Annotated in this window: 13 protein-coding genes and 1 pseudogene; 4 read left to right on the top strand and 10 right to left on the bottom strand. The window is 57.7% G+C overall.

Features of this window, described 5'->3' with window-relative positions:
• Positions 1–15: 15 nt before the first annotated feature.
• Entirely contained in the window at positions 16–1,353 is a 1,338-nt protein-coding gene (ssnA, locus tag IYV58_RS16455; protein ID WP_195729141.1) for a putative aminohydrolase SsnA, read from the bottom strand.
• Positions 1,350–4,454, bottom strand: coding sequence for a putative selenate reductase subunit YgfK (gene ygfK, locus IYV58_RS16450; protein WP_142445596.1), 3,105 nt, complete (start codon positions 4,452–4,454; stop codon positions 1,350–1,352). The genes ssnA and ygfK overlap by 4 nt, the downstream gene beginning before the upstream one ends.
• A 533-nt stretch (positions 4,455–4,987) precedes the next feature.
• Between ygfK and IYV58_RS16445 the strand changes: the two are divergent.
• Positions 4,988–5,764, top strand: a pseudogene (locus tag IYV58_RS16445) (XdhC family protein); the annotation flags it as partial.
• Positions 5,765–5,876: 112 nt separating this feature from the next.
• Here the strand turns inward: IYV58_RS16445 and arcC are convergent.
• From arcC to ygeW, 5 genes are all read right to left on the bottom strand, one after another.
• Positions 5,877–6,809, bottom strand: a complete 933-nt coding sequence (gene arcC / locus IYV58_RS16440; protein ID WP_004121856.1) for a carbamate kinase — start codon at positions 6,807–6,809, stop codon at positions 5,877–5,879.
• 12 nt (positions 6,810–6,821) lie between these two features.
• The gene (gene hydA / locus IYV58_RS16435; protein WP_004121850.1) at positions 6,822–8,228 is read right to left on the bottom strand and encodes a dihydropyrimidinase; all 1,407 of its coding nucleotides are present in this window, start codon (positions 8,226–8,228) and stop codon (positions 6,822–6,824) included.
• 50 nt (positions 8,229–8,278) lie between these two features.
• Positions 8,279–9,490: a YgeY family selenium metabolism-linked hydrolase gene (locus tag IYV58_RS16430; RefSeq protein ID WP_004121846.1), complete on the bottom strand. Its 1,212-nt coding sequence runs from the start codon at positions 9,488–9,490 to the stop codon at positions 8,279–8,281.
• Between the two features lie 63 nt (positions 9,491–9,553).
• Entirely contained in the window at positions 9,554–10,753 is a 1,200-nt protein-coding gene (dpaL, locus tag IYV58_RS16425) for a diaminopropionate ammonia-lyase (RefSeq protein ID WP_004121843.1), read from the bottom strand.
• Between the two features lie 60 nt (positions 10,754–10,813).
• Positions 10,814–12,001 (bottom strand): knotted carbamoyltransferase YgeW, encoded by a 1,188-nt coding sequence (gene ygeW / locus IYV58_RS16420; protein WP_004121840.1) that lies wholly within the window; start codon positions 11,999–12,001, stop codon positions 10,814–10,816.
• A gap of 489 nt (positions 12,002–12,490) precedes the next feature.
• Here ygeW and IYV58_RS16415 point away from each other — a divergent pair, with 489 nt between their 5' ends.
• A complete protein-coding gene (locus tag IYV58_RS16415; RefSeq protein WP_049113582.1) occupies positions 12,491–14,275 on the top strand; it encodes a sigma-54 interaction domain-containing protein in 1,785 nt (594 codons plus the stop codon).
• Positions 14,276–14,347: 72 nt separating this feature from the next.
• On the opposite strand, the gene ychF is transcribed toward IYV58_RS16415, so the two are convergent.
• Positions 14,348–15,442 carry a redox-regulated ATPase YchF gene (gene ychF / locus IYV58_RS16410; RefSeq protein WP_049113556.1) on the bottom strand — a complete coding sequence of 365 codons (1,095 nt, stop codon included), beginning with the start codon at positions 15,440–15,442 and terminating at the stop codon, positions 14,348–14,350.
• 117 nt (positions 15,443–15,559) lie between these two features.
• Positions 15,560–16,144, bottom strand: a complete 585-nt coding sequence (gene pth, locus IYV58_RS16405; RefSeq protein WP_004121831.1) for an aminoacyl-tRNA hydrolase — start codon at positions 16,142–16,144, stop codon at positions 15,560–15,562.
• Positions 16,145–16,415: 271 nt separating this feature from the next.
• Here pth and ychH point away from each other — a divergent pair, with 271 nt between their 5' ends.
• Positions 16,416–16,691 (top strand): stress-induced protein YchH, encoded by a 276-nt coding sequence (gene ychH, locus IYV58_RS16400; protein ID WP_004121828.1) that lies wholly within the window; start codon positions 16,416–16,418, stop codon positions 16,689–16,691.
• A gap of 211 nt (positions 16,692–16,902) precedes the next feature.
• A complete protein-coding gene (locus IYV58_RS16395; RefSeq protein WP_195729140.1) occupies positions 16,903–17,949 on the top strand; it encodes a MerR family transcriptional regulator in 1,047 nt (348 codons plus the stop codon).
• Here the strand turns inward: IYV58_RS16395 and dauA are convergent, their stop codons facing one another.
• Entirely contained in the window at positions 17,950–19,629 is a 1,680-nt protein-coding gene (dauA, locus tag IYV58_RS16390; RefSeq protein WP_029669642.1) for a C4-dicarboxylic acid transporter DauA, read from the bottom strand. It abuts the gene before it with no gap.
• Between the last annotated feature and the right edge of the window lie 150 nt (positions 19,630–19,779).

Raw genomic sequence — 19,779 nt, 5'->3', positions numbered from 1 at the left:
GCATTTTTACGCGGGCTACGCGGGGAGCGCATCCATTCGCGCCCACATTTTTTTCGCCACTTTCTGCGCTTCGCGGAATATCGACTCGCAGTCAAAGCTGAACTGGCGATCCTCGTAGATCATCACGCCGTTCACCATGACGCTGCGTACGCTGTTTGCCCCAAGGCCGAAGGCGATATGTCCGGCGATGTTTTCCGCGATCAGCGGCGTCGGCGCCATATAGTCGCAAATAGTGAGGTCCGCTTTATAGCCCGCCTCAAGGCGGCCAAAGTGGGCGTTGAAGTTGCGATTCAGCAGTTCGTTGCCGTTGCTCAGCGCCTTCGCGAAGCTGTCCGGCCACAGCGGCCCGCCGGCGTCGCGGTGTTTAAAGAAGGCAAACTTCATCTCCTCGAACATGTCGGAACCGATGCCGTCGGTGCCGAGCGCCAGATTGCGCATCTGCGGCAGGCGGGGGTTGTAACCGACGTGGTTGTTCATGTTGGAGCGGGCGTTGTGCACCAGGAAGCCGTCCTGCGCGTTGAGCAGCTCGACGTCGGCATCGGAGATGTACAGGCCGTGGGCAATCAGCGTTTTACTGTTGATAAGGTCGAACTCCGCCAGCCGCACCAGCAGGTCCTTGCCGTAAAGGTGATGGCTGTGAGAGACATCGTAGCGGTCTTCCGCCGCGTGAATATGCAGGCCGCGGCCGGTGGCTTTTAGCGCTTCGCGCAGCATCGCCAGACCTTCATCCGGCACGGTGAACGGGGCATGGGCGCCGATATGGGCCTCGACCAGATAAGGCTGGTCGCCCTTTTCACGCGCGGCGTCGATCTCTCTGGCGAAGCGAATGTTCTCCTCAACGCTGTCGCGCAGCTCGCGGCTGCCAAAGTTGCGGTCGGTGGTTTCGAAGCAGGTCATTCCGCGCAGCCCGATTTTGAGGAAGGCGTTGCGCAGCTGGCTCAAGGAGCCCGCAATATAGTGAGGCGACGCATGATGATCGATCACCGCCGTACAGCCGCTGCGCACGGCCTCCATGGCGCAGATCAGCCCGCTGTAGTAGAGCGACTCCTCGTCCAGCGCCCGGTCAAGGCGCCACCACAGGTTTTTCAGCGTGGAGATAAAGTCCGGGCTGGGGGCGATATTGGCCTGAATCCCCCGGGACAGGCCGGAATAAAAGTGATTGTGGGAGCAGACCATGCCGGGCATCACCAGCTGCCCGCGCATCTCTTTCACCTGCGCCTGCGGATAGCGCTGGCGCAGGCCGGGGCCGACAGCGAGAATTTTATCATTCTCAATGGCGATATCGACGTTCTCCCACACTTTCGCCGGATAGATCTGCGCGGCGGTGGCATTTTTCAGGATCAGGACACTCATACTTCAACGCCTCCCAGAAGATAGCTTTGGTGCTGATGAATGTGGCTTATGATGCGGCACATGGCGTCCAACTGGGCCGGTACCTCGCTAAACTGGCCGCGGTCGTTTATTTCCAGCTGCCACGTCTGGTCGTCCTGACGCACTTTGACACTGGCGCCCGCGACGAAGAAGCCTGGATTGGTGCTGTTGACAAAATCCTGCTCCAGGCTGAACACGGTGATTTTGTCTTTATACGGTTTTCCCTGCCATGGGCAGAACTGAGCGCAGTTGCCGCATTCGTTGCAATAAGCGTCCAGATGCAGTGTCTGGAAGCGATTCTGGAAGCCCGGCACGGCCACGGAAATATTGGCGCGGTTCGGACAGACGTCGACGCACTTGCTGCACACGTAGTTACACTCCAGGCAGCGGCTGGCTTCCTGCTCGACAAAAGCCTCGCGCTGGTTTTTATCCACCAGGGTGACGGCGATAGCGCCTTTACGCTGGTACACCTTCGCCGGATCGACATTGTTCCAGACTTTGTTTCCGTAGCGGCTGGCGATATTTTCCCGGGCCAGGATCGCGTCCGTGGCCCGTCGCGCGTTGCCGATAGCGGAGACGATAGATGAGGGGCCGCGCTGAACGTCGCCGATCAGGAAGACGTTCGGCTTGCTGGTCTCGCCATCGGCGTTGACCACCGGCCAGCCCTGTGGGTCGAGCGGGATCCCCATTGCCGACAGCGCTTCGCCGTCCTGCTGCTCGCCGATGGCGGTAATCAGAGAGTCGACTTGCAGGGTGCGAATCTCATCGGTTTCCACCGGGCGGCGGCGGCCTTTCTCATCCGGCTCGCCGAGCTTCATGACGCGTACGACGAGCGTCCCGTCGGCGTTAAACTGTTCCGGGTTACATAGCCACTCGAAGTCGACGCCGTCGAGCAGCGCCTCATCGTACTCTTCGCGCCAGGCGGGCATCTCTTGCTGCGAGCGGCGATAGACGATGGTCGCGCTCTGCACGCCCGGTACGCGCAGCGCCGCGCGGGCGCAGTCCATCGCGGTATTGCCGGCGCCGACCACGGCCACATGTTTGCCCAGATTCAGCTCGGCGCCGCGGTTAAACTGGCGCAGGAACTGCAGCGATTTATGCACGTTCTGGTTGTCGCCGCCCAGCTTCACGCCGCTGTTTTTATCGGTTCCGGTGCCGACCAGCACGTAACGAAAACCTTTCGCCTGCAGTTTTTCCACGCTCAGATGCGGATCGCAGCCGTACTCAATTTTGACGCCGTGGGCGACGACAAAATCGATATCGTGCTGAATAAGCTCGCCGGGAATGCGGAACTGCGGAATGATATTTTGCACCACGCCCCCGGCGTTGGCTTCGCGTTCAAATACCGTGACCGGATGCCCGGCGCGGGCGAGGAAGTAGCCGGCGGCGAGACCGGCAGGGCCTGCGCCGATCACCGCTACCGGGTGCCGGGAGCCGGATCCCGCGGGCTTATGCCAGCGGCTACGGTACTCGTCCCAGCCTTTCTCCAGCGCCACTTTTTTCAGTTCGCGGATGTTGAGCGCGCTGTCGTAATCCAGCCGCGTGCAGTTGTACTGGCACTGGTGATCGCAGATATGGCCGGTGATGGCCGGTAAAGCGTTGCGCTGATAGATCAGCTCCAGCGCGTCGGCGTAGCGATGCTCGCCCAGCAGGCGGATATACTCCGGAATATCCTGCTTGATGGCGCAGGCCGTCACGCAGGGGGCGACGTAGCAGTCCAGCAGCGGCAGCGGCTCGCCGGTATCAATGCGCTCTTCCGGCTTCCACTGTTTCTGGGTGTAGTCCATGCTCACCGCTTTTTCCGCCAGCGCGTTGAGGCGCTCGACGTCGATCTGCGTCATGTTCCAGCCGTCGGCTTTCTCCAGCTCGCGCATGCACTCGCTCAGGCGCAGATATCCTCCCGGCTTCAGCAGGTCGGTGGCCATGGTGATAGGGCGAATGCCGGTGTCGAAAATCTCGCGAATGTTGAGCTGGCTGGCGCCGCCGGAGTAGGAGATCGGCAGCTTGCCGTCAAACGCCCGCGAGAGCAGGGCGGCCACGTTGATAGAGAGCGGGAACAGCGCGCGCCCGGACATATACATTTCCTCTCCCGGCAGCGCGCCTTTGTTGTTGATGGTGCCGAGGGTGTTGGTCAGCTTGACGCCAAAGCCGAGGCTGCGCGCTTTCGCCAGCGCCATCAGGCGCGTCAGCATCTCCAGCGCCCGGTCGATCTTAAGGTCGTGATCAAACGACGCTTCGCTAAGGCCGATATAGCCGAAGCCGCAGGTGTCGAGGATCTCGCGCACGCGCGGATAGCCGAGCAGGGTTGGGTTGAGCTTCACAAAGGTATTGAGGTTTTTCTCCGTCAGCATATAGCGACAGATGGCTTCGATCTCGTCCGGCGGGCAGCCGTGCATCGTCGAGAGGGTGACGCCCTGGACCAGCCTGGCCGGTATGCGCTGCGCCAGGTTGTCCAGCCCGTCTTTGCGTGCGCAAGTTGGCAGGCTGTCGATAAAGGTTTTATTTTGCAGCCAGCGGTTCAGCGTGTCGCGGTACTGGGCGAATTTAGGATGGGCGGAGGCGTCCATCATGTTGTCGATAAATTCCTGCATTGGCGGCTGCTTAATACCATCAAGGTTGTAGCCGACGCTCATATTGAAAATAAACGACTTGCTCTCTTTATTCGTCGCCAGCGGAAAGATCTGCTCCAGCAGATGCAGAGCGAACCAGGCTTTCAGGTACTCATCCCAGGCTTTTTTCAGGGTAAATTCAGTGGACCACTCGGTATTGAAGCACTCATCTTCCGCGTCGATACAGGGCTTTTCCAGCTCCAGACGATCAAGGATCTGTACGGTTTTCAGCTCGATAAACCGCCCGCCGGTTAGCCAGGCGGTAATGATGTTTTGCGCCAGCTGGGTATGCGGCCCGGCAGCGGGGCCGAGAGGCGTGGCGCAGCTTTCGCCAAATACGCCGATCGAACGCTGCGCCTGCGGCGAATAAAACTGTTGTTCAGGAATGCCAAAAATAGATCCCTGACTCTGATACTCATCGAAAATGCGCGTTAACAGCTCCTCAAACGGCACGGGACGCATTATATCTCCCATAACCCTCTCCTTAGATATCATTGTAAGATCGACATTGCCGGTGGTAATAATCCCGACGGATAAAGAAAGAGGAGCAACAATCACACCAGTTATTCAAACGGCGGCGGCGGAATAATTAATTTGTGAACCAGGTCGAAACTCAACGCCGCGGCGTGAATAATTCCATAGCGGGTAAATGAGAACTCAAATCAATACGCTTTATCATTCGGCGAGATTTCTCAAAATCAGATCCGGAATATCAGAATGATAATTTATGTCGGCTATTCGGCGGTGATTTCAGCGGGCGGTGGGAATTTGGCCCGGTGGTTGACGAAATAATCGGCGCGATAGCCCAATTTCAACGTCGCCAGGGCTAACAAAATGACCTGATTCACAATTCGCGATAAAAAACGGCGGGGCAGTATAAATATTGCATAGCCATAATCGGTCGCTGCGACGGTATTTTCAACGGAGGGTGAGCTCTCAAACTGAGAAGCCGGTCGACATCGCAGACAATCCCCAAAACCGTAAAAGAAATTGCCTTTGAGGTTGGTATGAATATTTTCGCAGAAGCAGCACGGCTTGAAGAACAGAACTGCCCCTTTGCCCTCGCGCAGATTGTCGAAAGTCGGGGCTCCACCCCCCGACACGCCGCTCAGATGCTGATCCGTGAGGACGGTTCGATTGTGGGCACCATTGGCGGCGGGATGGTGGAACGTAAAGTTATTGATGCGGCGCAGGCGGCGCTGCGCGAGCGGGAATCGCGAATGTTTCACGGCCGCATGGCGCGCACCGGCAGCGACGCCGTGGGCTCCGACTGCGGCGGCGCGATGTCGGTATACATCAGCGTTCACGGCCTGCGCCCGCGCCTGCTGCTGGTCGGCGCCGGGCACGTTAACCGCGCGGTTGCCCACGCCGCGGCGCTGCTGGATTTTGATATCTGCGTCGGCGATACCTACGCCGCAAGCCTCTGTCCCGATGCTTTCCCCGCTTCGGCGCGGCTGGCGCATGCTGCCAGCTTCACGGATGTGGTGGACGCGATGGCGGTACGGCCGCAGGATTTCGTGCTGATTGCCACCAACAACCAGGATCGCGAGGCGCTGGACAGGCTGATAACCCAACCGGTGGCGTGGCTGGGGCTGCTGGCCAGCCGGCGAAAAGTGCAGGCCTTTGTACGTCAGATGCGGGAGAACGGCGTGCCGGAAGCGGATATCAGCCGCCTGCGGGCGCCGATTGGCTATGACATCGGCGCCGAGACGCCAAACGAGATCGCCATCAGCGTGCTGGCGGAGATCCTGCAGGTGAAAAACGGCGCGCCGGGGGGGCTGATGAACCAGGTTAAACAGGCGGGTCGGCAGGAATATGCCGTGGAGGCGGCGGAAATCTGAGGTTCTGCCAGGGGAAATGTTGCCGGGAGGTTCCCGGCAACCCGTGGCGTACAGCTTACTGGCTAATCATGGTGCCGGTTTTCCCTTCAATGCCCTCTTTGGCCTTGCTTAACATGGTGATCAGCGCCTGGCGTCCCGGCCGGGAGCGGGCGAAGGCGGCGGCGGCTTCCACTTTTGGCAGCATTGAGCCTTTGGCAAAGTGACCCTCTGCGATAAAGCGTTCGGCATCGCGCAGGGAGAGGTTATCCAGCCACTGCTCCTCAGGTTTACCGAAGTTGATCGCCACCTTTTCCACGGCGGTGAGAATGATCAGCAAGTCGGCGTCGATCATCTCCGCCAGCTTCGCGCTGGCCCAGTCCTTGTCGATAACCGCGCTGGCTCCGCGCAGATGGTTACCCTCGCGAATCACCGGAATGCCGCCGCCGCCGACGGTGATCACCACGTGGCAGTCATCCATCAGCGCTTTTACCGTTTGTTTCTCGATAATATCTACCGGCATGGGCGACGCGACGACGCGACGGTAGCCGCGCCCGGCGTCCTCTTTCATGATGTAGCCGTTTTGGCTCAGCTTTTCGGCCTCTTCTTTGCTGAAGAACGAGCCGATGGGCTTGGTCGGATTAAGAAATGCCTTATCGTTAGCGTCCACTTCCACCTGGGTTATCAGGGTCGCCACTGGAATATCCAGCTGGCGCGACAGCAGCTCTTCGCGAATCGCGTTCTGCAGGTCGTAGCCGATGTAGCCCTGGCTCAACGCCACGCAGACCGACATCGGCAGCATCGGCGTGTGGGCCTCGGTTTTGGCCGCGGCTTCAAAGGCCTGGTTGATCATGCCCACTTGCGGGCCGTTACCGTGAGTCACCACCACCTGATGGCCAAGGGCGATAAGATCGACGATCGTCCGCGCGGTGTGCCGTACGGCCTGCATCTGTCCGGCGAGATCGTCGCCCAGCGCATTCCCGCCGAGAGCGAGAACAATTTTTTTACTCATAGCATCCTCTCATTACGTTTCTGTTCCGCTGACGGCCAGGTGAGCGGTGGAAAAGGGTTGTCGGCGTAAAAAACGGCCCTGACCGGCGGTGCCAGTAAAAGTGCCGTTATCAAAAATCACCCTGCCGTGGGAGAGCGTCTGGCGAATCGCGCCCTGGCAGATAAAGCCCTCATAGGGTGAATAGTCAGCGTTGTCGTGCAGCATGTCGTGCCGAATGGTGGTGGTGCGTTTGGGGTCGATGATGACCACGTCGCCATCGGCGCCGGGCGCCAGCAAGCCCTTCTGCGGCCATAGGCCAAACAGCTTCGCCGGATTGGTGCTGGTGAGCGCCACAAAGCGCTCGGGGGTGATGCGCCCGGTCATGACCCCATGCGAGAACAGCAGCAGCAGGCGGTTTTCCACTCCCGGCAGACCGTTCGGGCAGCGGCTAAAGTCGCCGCCGGAGATCTGCCTGCGCTGCTGCGCAGAGAACGCGCAGTGGTCGGTGGCGACCGTGTCAATGTCGCCATTGCTGATGCCGCTCCAGAGGGCGTCGTTGTTGCTGGCGTTGCGCAGAGGAGGGCTGAGCAGATAGTTAAGCGCGTCTTCGCGCTCGTAGCAGCGCTCGTCCAGCAGCAGATACTGCGGGCAGGTCTCCACCCACACCGGCTGGTGGCGTCTTCTGGCCAGGCGTAGATAGTCCAGACCCAGGGCGTTGGAAAGATGCACGATATACAGCGGCGCGTTCCCCGCCAGCTGCGCGAGATTGATGGTTCGGGCGATGGCTTCCGCCTCGCACTCCAGCGGGCGGCTCAGGGCGTGATAGCGCGGCGCGGTTTTACCGGCGTTGATAAATTCCGCCCGGCGCTGGGCGATGGCGGCATCGTTTTCGGGATGAACGGTGGTTAGCGCGCCGGCGCGCTGGAGGTGGCGCATCGCCTGCAATATCTCATCATCGCTGAGTTTGTACTGGTAGGTCAGATAGAGCTTAAAGCTGCTGATGCCGCTATCCACCATCATCGGAATCTCGTCGAGAATGCCGTGGTTAACGTGCTGGATAACGCCGTGAAAACTGTAGTCGATAACGGCTTTATAGGCGGCGTAGCCGCGATAGACCTCGAACTGGTGGCGCAAATGGCAGCCGACGGGCCCGAAGCCCATATGATCAACAATGGTGGTGGTACCGCCGCAGGCCGCGGCCCGGGTGCCGGTAAAGAAATCATCGCAGCTGCGGGCGAGACCCACGTCAATATTGAAATGGGTATGAACGTCGACGCCGCCGGGCATCACGTAGCAGCCCTCGGCGTCAATTACTTCGCAGGGTTGTTCGGCCTCAATTGAATCGGCAAGGCGCTTGACGAGGCCATCTTCGATAAGCAGGTCCTGCTTCACCTGGCCGTCGGCGTTGACGACGAGGCCATTTTTAATCAGTACGCGCATAGAAACCTCAATATGCCGCCGCAGGACGCAGCGGCAGACAGGACGAACGATTACTCCGTGGCCAGCCAGCTCAGCGGGATGGCGGCATACATCGCGGCGCAGGTCACCAGATGCGATTTCCAGGTTTTCTCATTCGGCGCATGCGCTTCCGGCTCTTTCCCTGGCCCAAAGCCGATAACCGGAATGCCGTGGCGGCCCATAATGGAGACGCCGTTGGTGGAGAAGGTCCACTTATCCACCACCGGCGCTTTGCCGAACAGCCCTTCATAGGCGTTGCTCAGGGCGCGGACGGTAAAGTGGTTCTCTTCCACTTTCCAGGTCGGGAAGTAGCATTCGGTCGGGTAGACCAGGCCAGTCCAGGAGGGACGCTCGTAGTTGTACATCGAGACCACCGCGGCGGCTTTTTTCACTGCCGGCAGCGCGCGGATCTCATCCAGCGCGCCTTCCCAGGTTTCGCCCCAGGTCAGACGGCGGTCAATGGAGACGGCGCAGCTATCCGCTACCGCGCAGCGGCTCGGCGAGGTGAAGAAAATCTCGGAAACGGTCAGGGTGCCTTTGCCGAGGAATTCGTCATCGCCCAGCTTGTGCGAAAGCTGTTCCAGCTCGGTGAGAACGGGCGCCATTTTGAAGATGGCGTTATCGCCGCGCTCCGGGGCGGAGCCGTGGCAGCTGACGCCCTGAACTTCCACGCGGATCTCCATACGCCCGCGCTGGCCGCGGTAAATCTGGCAGTCGGTGGGTTCGGTGCTGACGACAAATTCAGGACGAATGCCGGATTGTTCAATAATGTACTGCCAGCACAGGCCGTCGCAATCCTCCTCCTGAACGGTACCGGTCACCAGCAGGGTATATTCATCTTCCAGGCCCAGATCTTTAATGATTTTACCGGCGTAAACCATGGAGGCCATTCCGCCCTCCTGGTCAGACGCGCCGCGTCCGCCGATCAGCTCATCGGTCTCCATACCTTCGTACGGGTCAAAGTTCCAGTTTTTGATATTGCCAATACCGACGGTATCAATGTGCGCATCCATTGCCAGCAGACGCGGACCGTGGCCGATGTAGCCCAGCACGTTGCCCATCGGATCGATTTCAACTTTATCGAAGCCGACTTTTTCCATCTCTTCTTTAATGCGGTGTACCACGCGCTTCTCATCGCTGCTTTCGCTGGGGATAGCGATCATATCGCGCAGGAAACGGGTCATCTCTTTTTCGTACTGTTTTGATTTTGCCAGGATTGCGTTGAACGGAATTTGCTTAGCCATAACGATGTTCTCCAGTTCTGAATACGGACTTCCCGCGCGGCGGGAGGAATTTTGCTAAGTCGGCTATTGCGCCGCCGGATGCCTGCCTTCCCAGACGACTTCGCGATAGTGCTTAACGTCGGTGTCGCCTTCGGTGCTAATCACCAGCACCACGGAGCGGCTGTCCAGCTTGAGCTTGTGCATCAGGGCTTCGCGCTGCGGATGGAAATGAATCGCCGCCAGCAGGCCGAGACCGACGGCGCCGGATTCGCCGGAAATAATGCGCGGATCCTGGCCCGCCGGGTTTCCCAGTACCCGCATGCCGAGGGCGGCGACGGCGTCCTGACAGGAGACGAACTGCGTGGCGCAGTTGCGCAGCACTTCCCAGCCCAGCGGGTTAGGCTCACCGCAGGCAAGGCCGGCCATAATGGTGGCCATATCGCCGCTGACGTTGACCATCTGGCCCTTCAGCGCAGAGCGATAGAGGCAGTCGGCTAGCTCCGGCTCGACGATAATGGAATGGAGATGCTTTGCGCCGTAGACGTCGGCCAGATAGCCCAACACGCCGCCGGCCATCGCCCCCACGCCGCCCTGCAGGAGCACGTGCGTCGGACGAGCGATACCCATTGAGGAGAGCTGTTCTACCGCTTCATCAGCGAGGGTGGCGTAGCCCTGCATAATCCAGGTCGGAATTTTTGTGTAACCTTCCCAGGCGGTGTCCTGTACCACCTCCCAGCCGTTTTTCTGCGCGGTCTGCATGGTAAAGCGGACGGTGTCGTCGTAGTTCATGTCGGTGACGATGCATTCCGCGCCGAGGCGCAGAATGGCGTCAACCCGCTCCTGCGCGGAGCCTTTCGGCATATAGATCACCGCGTTCTGGCCTAACTGGCGGGCCGCCCACGCCACGCCGCGGCCGTGGTTGCCGTCGGTGGTGGTGGCGAAAGTCATCTTCTCTTTAATGCTGGATTTAAGCGTTTCGAAGGAGAGATCGTTGATATCTAAATGATATTTTTCACACAGCAGCCGGGCGATGGCGTAAGAGCCGCCGAGCATTTTGAAGGCGTTGAGGCCAAAGCGCCGGGATTCATCTTTAACGAGGATTTTTTGTACCCCAAACAGCGCGGAAAGTTCGTTCAGCGCCACCAGCGGCGTAGGCTTATAGCCGGTAATCTTTTGATGAAAGCGGCGAGCCTGCTGCGCCTGCTGGCGTGAAAACAGCGGTGAAGTCTCCGCGTTAAAAAAACGGTTTTCGGCAATATCCATTTTCAATGAGAAAGCAGACATACTCGATCCTTATCCTTTATTTCGACAGTCGTGGGGCTGGCCCGCGGGCCAGCCGGGAGATTATTTGATGCGTTTCTGCGCGTCCTTGAGCAGTTGCTCCAGCACCTTGCCTGGGTTCGCGTATTTGCGGCAGACGATCATCGCGGCGATGATGTACGGCTTCCAGCTTGCCTCTTTGTAGGTCGGGATCCGGTACTTCTCGAAGACGCCTTCGGTGACTTCGCCCGCCTCGCAGGAGACGCCGGTGATATCCGCCGGCAGACAGTGCATGTACAGCGCTTCGCCGTCACGGGTATGCTTCATCATCTCTTCCGTACAGTGCCAGTCTTTATGCCCGGCGTTCTGCGCCAGGCAGGCTTTCTCCAGCGCCTTCAGCCCTTCGTGGTCGTTAGCGCGCAGCAGTTCGGTGCGTTTTTCCATCACTTTGTACGGCGCCCAGGATTTCGGATAGACGATATCGGCGTCTTTAAAAGCTTCCTCCATGCTGTTGACCTGGCGGAAGCTGCCGCCGGAGGCCTGGGCGTTGTTTTTCGCCACTTCGATAACGTCCGGGATCAGGTCGTAGCCTTCCGGGTGGGCGAGGGTGACCTCCATACCGAAGCGTGTCATCAGGCCGATAATGCCCTGCGGCACCGAGAGGGGTTTGCCATAGCTCGGCGAATAGGCCCAGGTCATGGCGATCTTCTTGCCTTTCAGGTTCTCCAGCGAGCCGAAGTGCTCGCGCAGCCAGGCGAGGTCCGCCATGGACTGCGTTGGGTGGTCGATATCGCATTGTAAATTGATCAACGCCGGACGCTGCGGCAGAACACCCTGTTTGTGACCGTCATCCAGCGCTTCGCCGACTTCGCGCATATAGGCGTTGCCCGCGCCAAGGAACATGTCATCGCGAATGCCGATGGCGTCGGCGCAGAAGGAGATCATGTTGGCGGTTTCACGCACCGTTTCGCCGTGGGCAATCTGCGATTTCCCTTCATCCAGATCCTGCTGCGCCAGCCCTAACAGATTGAGGGCGGAGGCATAGGAGAAGCGGGTACGGGTTGAGTTATCGCGGAACACGGAAATGCCCAGGCCGCTGTTAAACACTTTGGTGGCAATATTTTCAGCGCGTAGCGTTTTCAGCGCGGCGGCGACGTCCAGCACCTGTTTCAACTCATCCGGCGATTGTTCCCAGGTCAGCAGAAAGTCTTTCTCACTGAGATGCGAGTTAAGTTTATTGATATCCTTAATCAGTTCGTTAACAGTTTTCATGTTTCAATCCTGGTCGTGAATGACGGCTTATTGATTGCTGTGCGGTCGGATATGCAGAGTTGCCGAATTAGCGACTGCCAGCGCTGTATTACCACTAACAATAAGCGTGCCAAATCGTCCGGGAGAGGCGGCGGAGAGGATTGAATAGTTAAGATTATGCCAGGTCTATCACGAATTCAGGCGAGTTATTACGAGAAAGGAAAGGTGAAATTTCTCCCCCGCCGTCCATTTCAACGAGACAGGCGCGGGTTGCCGCCGCAAATAATGCGATTATCATCTTCACATTGCGCCAATATGATAAAAATCGCTGCAAATTTATCATAATGATAAGAAATTGTGATAGCTCTTGCATATTTAAGATAAGGTGGGGGAATTGGCCCTATCTATATCAACGCGGGTAGCTAGAAGGAGTGTTATCATTCCCCGGAGATAAATAAAGCCGCTTCGCTTGACGCCGAACAGGTGAGCAATAATAGAAGGCCGATAGACATGATACCGTCCAAAGCACCCTCCATTTTAATGCAGATTCAGCCTACAATTCAAAAGTTTGCAAGGATGTTATCCAGCGTGCTGCAGCTGGAGGTCGAGATTGTTGATAACGAATTATACCGGGTCGCCGGAACCGGCGCTTATAGTAAACAGATTGGCTATAAATTAAATTCCAATTCGCGGCTTCTTCGTTACATTATTGAAACACAGACCGAGAAAGTCGTCACCCATTCCCGCTTCGACCCCCTCTGTAAAGACTGTAGCAATAAGGAGAAATGCGAGGAGAAAGCGTTTCTTGGCACGCCGGTGATGTATCACGACCGCTGCGTCGGCGTTATTAGTCTGGTTGCGCTGACGCGCGAGCAGCAGGAACGTATAAATGCGAATATCCAGGAGTTTTCTGATTATGTTCGTCATGTCTCAACCATATTCGTTTCCCGCTTTTTGCAAGAGCGGGCGGTCGGCGACAATATCCATAAAATATTTTTAACCATGATCGAAAATATGGATCAGGGCGTGCTGGTGATGGGCAATGATCAAAGAGTCAAATTTGCCAACCAGGCCGCATTGAAAATAATGAACGTCACTCAGGGGCAGGTGATTGGTAAGTCAATCCAGTTTCAGCCGCTGACCTTCGAAGATAATTTCAAGCACGGACATATGCAGCACATTATCTCCTTTGACGATCGCAAGGAGCTCATTATCGGTCAGCTGCACGCGGTGCAGGATCAGCGGTTATTTTTAATGGCGTTCCATCAGTCGCACTCTTCGGCCGATTTCAGCTGCGGGCAGGAAGGGCCGCAGATTGAGGCGATGGTGGGAGAATGTCGACCTATGCGGCAGCTTAAAAAGCTGATCAGCCGCGTGGCCCCGAGCCCATCCAGCGTGATGATTGCCGGCGAGAGCGGCACCGGCAAGGAGGTTGTTGCCCGCGCAATCCACAAACTCAGCGACCGCCACGCAAAGCCCTTTATCGCGATTAACTGCGCCGCGATCCCCGAGCAGCTGTTAGAAAGCGAACTGTTTGGCTACGTGAAGGGGGCGTTTACCGGCGCATCGGCGAACGGCAAGACCGGCCTGATTCAGGCGGCCAATAGCGGTACGCTGTTTCTTGACGAAATTGGTGATATGCCGCTCACTCTGCAGGCCAAGCTGCTGCGGGCCATTGAGTCACGTGAGATTCAGCCGGTGGGCGCCAGCCATCCGGTCCAGGTCGATATTCGTATCATATCGGCGACTAATCAAAACCTGGAACAGTATATCGCGGAAGGGAAGTTCCGCGAAGATCTCTACTATCGTCTGAACGTGATTCCGCTGCGCCTGCCGCCGCTGCGCGAACGTCAGGACGACATTGAGCTGCTGATTCACTATTTCCTGCATCTGCATACCGGTCGCCTCAATCTGGTATATCCTGGCGTGGCGCAGGACGTGATCGATTTCCTTAAACGTTACCGCTGGCCGGGCAACATTCGCGAGCTCAGCAACCTGATGGAGTACCTGGTCAACGTGGTGCCGTCGGGAGAAATCATTGATATGTCGCTGCTGCCGCCCAATTTGCTGAGCAGCAGCGAGCTGGCGAGTCAGCCGCCGTCTTCTGCTTCCGCGGCAGCGCCCCTCGCTCAGGAGGAGAACGTGACGGCGCTAGAAGAGATGGAGCGGCAGATGATCCGCGATGCGCTCTCGCGCTACAGTAATAAAAAACAGGCGGCGGACGAGCTGGGGATTGGTATCGCCACGCTGTATCGCAAAATAAAGAAATATTCGCTGGCGGCGGGTCAGAACTGACGGCAATGGCGGGCAATAAAAAATCCACGCAAGTGCGTGGATTTTATGGATGATATTTCTGCGAAGGAGAGCTTAGACGTTAAACAGGAAGTTCATCACATCGCCATCTTTCACGATGTAGTCTTTACCTTCAGCACGCATTTTCCCGGCTTCTTTGGCACCCTGCTCACCTTTATAGGTAATAAAGTCTTCATAAGCGATGGTCTGCGCGCGGATAAAGCCTTTTTCGAAGTCGGTGTGGATTTTACCCGCGGCCTGCGGTGCAGTGGCGCCGACCGGGATGGTCCATGCACGGACTTCCTTCACCCCTGCGGTGAAGTAGGTCTGCAGGTTCAGCAGCTCGTAGCCGGCGCGGATAACGCGGTTCAGGCCCGGCTCTTCGAGACCCAGCTCGGCCATAAACTCATCGCGGTCGGCATCGTCCAGCTCGGCGATGTCGGACTCAACGGCGGCGCAAACGGCGACCACCACGGAACCTTCGGCGGCGGCGATTTCGCGAACTTTATCAAGATAAGGGTTGTTCTCAAAACCGTCTTCGTTGACGTTGGCGATATACATGGTCGGCTTCAGGGTCAGGAAGCTCAGGTATTTAATCGCTGCTTTGTCTTCGTCGGTCAGGTTTTTCAGCGCACGCAGCATACCGGCGTTTTCCAACTGCGGCAGGCATTTTTCCAGCGCCGCCAGTTCGGCTTTCGCGTCTTTATCGCCGCCTTTGGCTTTTTTCTGCACGCGGTGGATGGCGCGCTCGCAGGTATCCAGGTCAGAGAGCGCCAGCTCGGTGTTGATCACCTCGATATCGTCAGCCGGATCCACTTTATTGTTAACGTGAATGATGTTGTCGTTTTCGAAACAGCGTACCACGTGACCGATAGCTTCGGTTTCGCGGATGTTGGTCAGGAACTGGTTGCCCAGGCCTTCACCTTTCGACGCGCCTTTAACGAGGCCGGCGATATCAACGAATTCCATCGTGGTCGGCAGAATACGCTGTGGTTTGACGATTTCAGCCAGTTTGTCCAGACGCGGATCGGGCATCGGCACGACACCGGTGTTCGGCTCAATGGTACAGAAGGGGAAGTTGGCCGCTTCAATACCCGCTTTGGTGAGCGCATTGAACAGGGTGGATTTGCCGACGTTGGGCAAACCGACGATACCGCATTTGAATCCCATGATTTAAATCACCTTAATCTTTGGATAATCAACCTGTTACAGTGAACAGATTGCAGAAAAGTAAATAGCTTCGCCTATTATACACGGTGCGTGACAAAAATTCCGCACGCCAACCGGTTATTGCGCTTTAAAAGCGTGTAAACGGTTGGTCGCTTTCGTCAGGCCATCTTTCAGCCACACCTCAGTGCAGCGTGCCGCTTCGTCAACGGCCTCATCAATCAGTTTCTGTTCGCTGGCGGGCGGTTTACCCAAAACAAAACCGACAACTTTATTTTTATCGCCCGGATGGCCGATTCCCACGCGTAAGCGGTGAAAGTTCGGGTTATTGCCCAGCTTACTAATGATATCTTTCAGGCCATTATGGCCGCCGTGTCCGCCGCCCAGCTTGAACTTCGCCACGCCTGGCGGTAAGTCGAGCTCATCGTGGGCGACGAGGATTTCGTCCGGGTTAATACGAAAGAAGGTCGCCATCGCGCCGACGGCTTTGCCGCTCAGGTTCATAAAGGTGGTCGGCACCAGCAGGCGGACATCTTCGCCGGCAAGGTTTATCCGCGAGGTGTAGCCGAAGAATTTGCTCTCTTCGCGCAGCGGCGCACGGTGGCGTTCCGCCAGTAAATCCACGTACCAGGCGCCAGCGTTATGTCGGGTCGCTGCGTATTCAGCGCCGGGGTTCGCCAGGCCGACAATTAATTTTATGCTCACTTTTTTATCCTGCTTGGTCGTTCTCTGGCGCGTAGTGTACTGTCTGCGCGCGCGGTTGACAAAGTTCTGCCAGCGAAGCGCGGCTGACAGAGATAATAACAGGTTTGAATAATTAGAATTTGATGTTGTTCAGAGGGTTATTTGTAAACTTTTGTTGGCAAGATGTTCGCTTCTGTGATCCTTCACGCAATCGGTATATTGCTCATTGTCTATACTACACCTATAAGATTTGGGGATATTCCCATGCAACCCAAGGTTCCGGAGGTGACATATGAAACGCAGAAACGCTTCGTTACTCGGTAATGTGCTGATGGGGTTGGGGTTGGTCGTCATGGTTGTCGGCGTTGGTTATTCTATTTTAAACCAGCTTCCGCAGCTTGACCTGCCGCAGTTTTTCGCGCACGGCGCGATCCTGAGTATCTTTGTCGGCGCTGTGCTGTGGCTGGCAGGCGCTCGCGTCGGCGGTCATGAACAGGTTAGCGACAGATACTGGTGGGTTCGTCACTACGACAAACGCTGCCGCCGCGATCAGCATCGCCACAGCTGAGTGAATTCCATACCACCAGCCGTTGTGAACGGCTGGTGCGTTTTAATGCCGTCCGTTCAGGCCGCCCGCATGTTGTTGTCTCAAATCCTCCTTATCTCTCTTCATCTTTCATCGGCACAGTCTGCCTAATACAATTCGCGTACTGAGCGCTTGACCCTGACGTAACGTCAGGCTGCAGAGTGGCGACCACTGGTCGATGAAAGGAGCAATCATGTTAATTCAGGTGGGAGAACTGGCGAAGCGCGCCGGAATGACCGTCCGTACGCTACATCATTATGAACAAACGGGATTGCTGACGCCTTCGGCCAGAAGCGCGGCGGGTTACCGGTTATATAATCTGGCGGCCGTAAAGCGGCTGCATATGATCAAAGCGCTGGCACAGGCCGGGCTGGAACTCGCCACTATCAAGGACTATCTCGACCGGGACGCTTTCTCGCTGTCCGACCTGCTGGTTAAGCAGATAACCACCCTCGACCGGCAGCTACAAACTCTCTCAACGTTGCGCCAGCGCCTGACGCTGCTGCGTGAAGAGCTGGACAGCGGAGGCGAACCCGACCTGGAGTCCTGGCTACAAACGCTGGAGTTAATGAAAATGTACGATCGCTGGTTTAGTCAACAGGAGTTACAGGTGCTGCCGTTCGCGGAGCAGGATGAGCAGCGCAATCAGACCTGGCTGGAGCTGGTTAGCGAAGCGCAGCAGCTCATGCGCCAACGCTGCCCGGCAGACGCGCCGCAGGCAATGGCGCTGGCAACCCGCTGGATGGAACAACTGGAGCAGGATACCGCCGGAAGGCCTGAGTTTCTGACCCGGCTGAATGAAATGCACGCCGCTGAGCCGCAGATGCGCGAGCAAACCGGAGTGACTCCGGAAACGATTGATTTTATTACCCATGCCTTTGCGGAAAGCAAGCTGGCCATCTGGGCGCGCTATCTGAATGAAGAAGAGCTGGCGTTTACGCGGCAGCACTATTTCGATCGCCTGATGGAATGGCCGGCGCTGGTGGCCGACCTGCATCGGGCCTGTCGTGAAAATCAGGACCCGGCATCCGTGGAAGGTCAGCAGCTGGCGCAGCGCTGGCTGGGGCTATTCCAGTCATATGCGGGAACGGATCCTCATACGCAGCAGAAGTTTCGTTATGCCATGGAGCGGGAGCCGCATTTGATGAAGGGAACCTGGATGACGGCGGAGGTGCTTGGCTGGCTTCAGCAGGCGATTGGCGTGATGATGCGGCAGGCATCAGGGCCTGCCGCCGGGTAATTAAATATCCGCCAGCGCGGCGTTGCGGTCCGGGTAGAAGCTCAGACGGCCCGGAATCGGTTTAACGCCTGCCCGCGCCAGGGTGCGCAGCGGCTGAAATTCCAGGTTCGACACGCGCAGCTCACAGCCTTCCGGCAGCTTCTTCACGAAACGCTGGAAGGCATCCAGTCCGCCGGCGTCCAGCACCGGCACCGCATCCCATTTCAGCACCACAATACGCTTGCCTGCGACCCGCGTTTCCAGATCGGTAAACAACCCTTCCGCGGCGGCGAAAAACAGCGGACCAATGACGCGCAGCACCAGCACATCATCCGGAACCTCAACGTTGACCGGCGCCAGACGGGTCATCCGCGCGATCCGGCGCATAAACAGCAGGGAAGCCAGCACGATGCCGACACTAATCGCGATGACCATATCAAACAGTACGGTCAGCGACATGCACATCAGCATGACGATAATGTCGTCTTTCGGCGCATAGCGCAGCAGGTTAACGACCTTGTGCGCTTCGCTCATATTCCATGCCACCATCAGCAGCAGCGCCGCCATCGCGGAAAGCGGCAGCCAGGAGAGCAGAGGGGCAAGCACCAGCAGCGCCATAATCACCAGTAGCGCATGGATCACGGCGGAAACCGGCGAGGTCGCGCCAGCGCGGACGTTGGCCGCCGAGCGGGCGATGGCGGCGGTGGCAGTAATGCCGCCGAAGAACGGCGCCACGATATTGCCGAGCCCCTGGCCAATCAACTCGCTATTGGCCTTGTGTTTGGTGCCGGTCATGCCGTCCAGCACCACAGCGCACAGCAGGGACTCAATCGCCCCGAGCATGGCCATGGAAAACGCCGCCGGCAGCAGCGCCTGCAGCGAAGACCAGCTGAGGGTGAAGTCTGAACCCGGCATATCCCACGGCAGCACCAGCTGCGGCAGCAGCTGCGGAATACCGTTGCCCTGGCTGCCGTCGGCGAGAATATAGTGGAACTGAGAGCCAATGGTGGCGACGTGCCCGCCAAGCAGGTTGACCACGCCCATCACCGCGCAGCCCGCCAGCAGGGCCGGCAGGTGGCCCGGCAGACGAATCCCCAGACGCGGCCAGATAATCAGCGTGCCCAGCGTGACCACGCCGATGGCGGCATCGCCGGGATTAATGGTCGGCAGCGCCATCGCCAGCGCGCCGACTTTTTGCAGATAATGTTCAGGCACGTGCGCCATCTGCAGGCCGAGAAAATCTTTAATTTGCATGGTACCGATGGTGATACCGATCCCGGAGGTGAAGCCGAGAGTGACCGATAGCGGAATATACTCAATCAAGCGGCCAAAGCGCGCCAGGCCGAAAAGAATCAGGAAGATCCCCGACATCAAGGTGGCGACCAGCAGCCCGGCAAGTCCGAACTGCTGCGAGACTGGGTAGAGGATCACCACGAAAGCGGCGGTAGGCCCGGATACGCTGAAGCGTGACCCGCCGGTTAACGCAATGACGATCCCCGCCACCGCTGAGGTATAGAGACCGTACTGCGGCGCCACCCCGCTGCCAATTGCCAGCGCCATCGCCAGTGGGATAGCGATAATTCCGACGGTAATCCCGGCAATCACATCACGAGTAAACCGCGAAGCGGTATATTTTTCTTTCCAACAAGCGTCGATGAGGGCGCGGAAAGGCATCACATGTGAGGAAAATAATCTGTTCACAATAATGTTTCATCCATGAGCGCATCATCTGTCAACTAAATGGCAGGTGAAGGAGGCATCGGTCATTTCCACGTCATCCTTCGGGATGCCTCTGCGTTGGCTGCGTTCATTGACCCCGATCCTGTACTGCCTGTACGTTGCCGGAGATTC

The sequence above is a fragment of the Klebsiella sp. BDA134-6 genome, from assembly GCF_015601345.1.
In the GTDB taxonomy this organism is placed as follows: Bacteria; Pseudomonadota; Gammaproteobacteria; order Enterobacterales; family Enterobacteriaceae; genus Klebsiella; species Klebsiella grimontii.
Note: the sequence above shows the minus strand (reverse complement) of the source record. Positions and strands in the feature narration are given on the sequence as shown.